This window comes from Chryseobacterium sp. ON_d1 (genome assembly GCF_006829085.1).
GTDB lineage: Bacteria > Bacteroidota > Bacteroidia > Flavobacteriales > Weeksellaceae > Chryseobacterium.
Window position 1 is genome coordinate 158,475 of record NZ_BJTC01000014.1, and the last position, 2,766, is coordinate 161,240.

The 2,766-nt window shown below is 34.1% G+C and carries 2 protein-coding genes; both read right to left on the reverse strand.

Going from position 1 to position 2,766, the window contains the following annotated elements:
- Nucleotides 1-188 precede the first annotated feature (188 nt).
- The gene (locus CRS_RS20600; protein ID WP_142725832.1) at nucleotides 189-764 is read right to left on the reverse strand and encodes a hypothetical protein; all 576 of its coding nucleotides are present in this window, start codon (nucleotides 762-764) and stop codon (nucleotides 189-191) included.
- Nucleotides 736-2,766, reverse strand: a 2,031-nt coding sequence (locus CRS_RS20605) for an RHS repeat domain-containing protein (RefSeq protein WP_142725833.1), incomplete at its 5' end; no start/stop codon positions are given. The genes CRS_RS20605 and CRS_RS20600, both read right to left, overlap by 29 nt.

Sequence of the window (2,766 nt, forward strand, 5' to 3'; positions counted from 1 at the left end):
ATTCGTGTGACAGCAAGGGTATTGAAGATATCGACAAGCTTGATCTTGCAACAAAAGAATATCTGTTCTTTCTCGTTGGTAATATTATACAAAATTTTAAAACTAAACAAGCAAAAAACCTCGCAAAATGCGAGGTTTTTATCTGTCTGCCACACGATGCAATCGTGCGCTAGCGGGGGTTCTATGTTTCATTTAGTATCGTTTAGTAGAGCTGATACACAATCTCTGACATTCTGTATACCTAGCTTTTGTTTAATTTCTTTCATATCCTCTTTCATATTTTTCATAGGATTACTATTGCAAAAAAAAGATATTTTTGCATTTTCATTATAATTAAACGTCCAACTTCCAACGTCATTAATTATATTATCATCAAATTTATTTAGAAAAAAGGCGTTAGTCTTCTTAGTATTTTTAAAATTTGATAACAAAATATTTTTATTCTCAACATTGTTTGCGTAGATAACTACTTTATAACCTCTATATTCAATTATTGAATCTTTTTCATTAATTTTTCCCATACAATCAAAACAATTATTATTTATATGGATATTTTTTTCTTTAAGATTATCCTCTTCATTATCAATACCTAATTGTAAAAATGTTTTACTAGGATTAAAAATTTTATTTCTTGAAGAATAGTAATCAATATAAGTATCAACAATATTATTTACATTGATTTTTTGTGCTGAACAACTTAAAGTTGTAAATGATATAACACATAAAAATAGTATCCTATTCAATATTTGCACTGGATCCATCATATCTAATATATTTTTTTAAAACAGTTGAATACACTCTAAGCTTGATATTATCATGAGCTTTTGCTACATTAACATCACAATTTTTTCCATTACAGTCAAAAGTATTTACCTTAAAGCCTTTTGCCCCATAATTAAATCCACTAGGAGATAATTGATAACCAAGGGGATGGTTATGATCTTGTGCTGTTAAGCTACTTTGAAAAAAGTTATCGCCTCCTACTGAAAAATTAGACATTAATCCTGTTCCTTTGGGATCAAGCGGAGAAGTACTAGGTAAATGATAAGTTGATATTACAGAAAAATTACTATCCGAAGTAGACGATTTATAAGTAGAATTTGCTGTTTCTACATTCGTATTATTGTAAAAATACTCTGCAACTTCTGAAGCTTTTGACTCATTATTATGGAAGCTTAATGTAGATAGCTTATCACTGCTATTACCTTCGTTATCTGTAATTGGCGAACTTAATGTTTTTTCCTGAGAGTTATTTTTAATATAACCTTTTTCTCCCACATCTACACCTCCATCATTATTAGCGTTAAGATTGCTATTCTTATCAAAATTTTTGGAAGCATAAATTACATCTCTTTCAGATGCTGCTCTCCAAATTAATTCTCCTTTTTTATTCAACTCATAAATATCTGTTCCTTGTCTGCCATCCGGATCAATATACCTCAAAGGATTATTAAAGGCATAATTATATGGGCTCCATCTTCTCATCTTCTCCGCCAGCGGATCCACTACACCCCATCTACCCATATCCGGCATATAGAACCTTGCTCCATAGTCATACATTCCTGTTTCCTGCAATTCCTTCCCGTTATACTTGTAATTATAAGGCACACCTGCAAAAGGAGCCGGTACAACAGGTCCGTTCTGGTGTTTTAACCCAAAAGGATAATAGCTGTTAGTGTCAATAACTTCCACTGCAGTACCGTTATTCTTATAGCTCACTCTTATATTTCCTAAATGATCCGTGTAATTGTAAATATACTTATTTTCAGTAAAATCATAATACCCTTCTGAGGTGGGTACAAATTTCAATGAAGGAACGGTATAAAGAGATGCTGACGTATCATAGGCATGCCTGTTATCATACTGGAAGCCATCAAGGTAATTGGTTTCTATGGATCCGTTCATACTATATGTTTTAGATACTTTCGTGCCATCTGCCCTGTAGGTGTAGCTGGTGTTGGAAATACCTATCAACCCTTCGTTAACTGAAATATAACTAGGCAGATTCAGATAATTATAACTGATCTTCATTTTCTTATCAGGATGATCCGTCATATTCCCATTGAGGTTATAACCCATGGTTCCCTGCAAAGCATTGTATCCTGAACTGTTGTTAATAACACCGGGAGGAAGGGTGATTCTGTCCAGGGTATTACTTTTGTCCCCATTCTGATAGTTATAGATCAGATCATCGATCTTCTCTGCAGTCGTTCCCCCGGAAACAGGCCATGAAAATCTTTTTAAGGTTTTAATGTTTCCATTGAGGTCATAGGTAAGCTCTTCATTAAAATAATTATTCTGGGCTACAGAAGAATTGGGCTCGGAATACACTCCTTTTAACATCCTGTTTAAAGGGTCATACTGGTAATTGTATCTTTTCAACCCCTCTGCACTGAAAATATTCCAATCAATCTCTGTGATATTTCCATTAAAACTTCCTGATGAAGTATTGGTATACACAGGATTGTTATACTTCATTTCATATCCAAATAATTTCCCATTCAGGTTGGCAGGATCATTGATCCTGGTCATCCAGCCGCGGATATTGTATTTATAATCTACAGTCTGTAATGGGGATGCAGCAGCTGTTCCCCCTACTTTCTTAGATTCCAGCTGGGAAATTTCATTGTATTTATTCTGAGCAAGGTATTCAACAGGATTGTTACCAACCTGGTGGGTATGGGTCAGCAGCCTGTTCTGGGAATCATAAGTGAACTTTTCCACAATGACCTTTTCAGGATCTGAACCCAATCTTCTGTGGTAGGT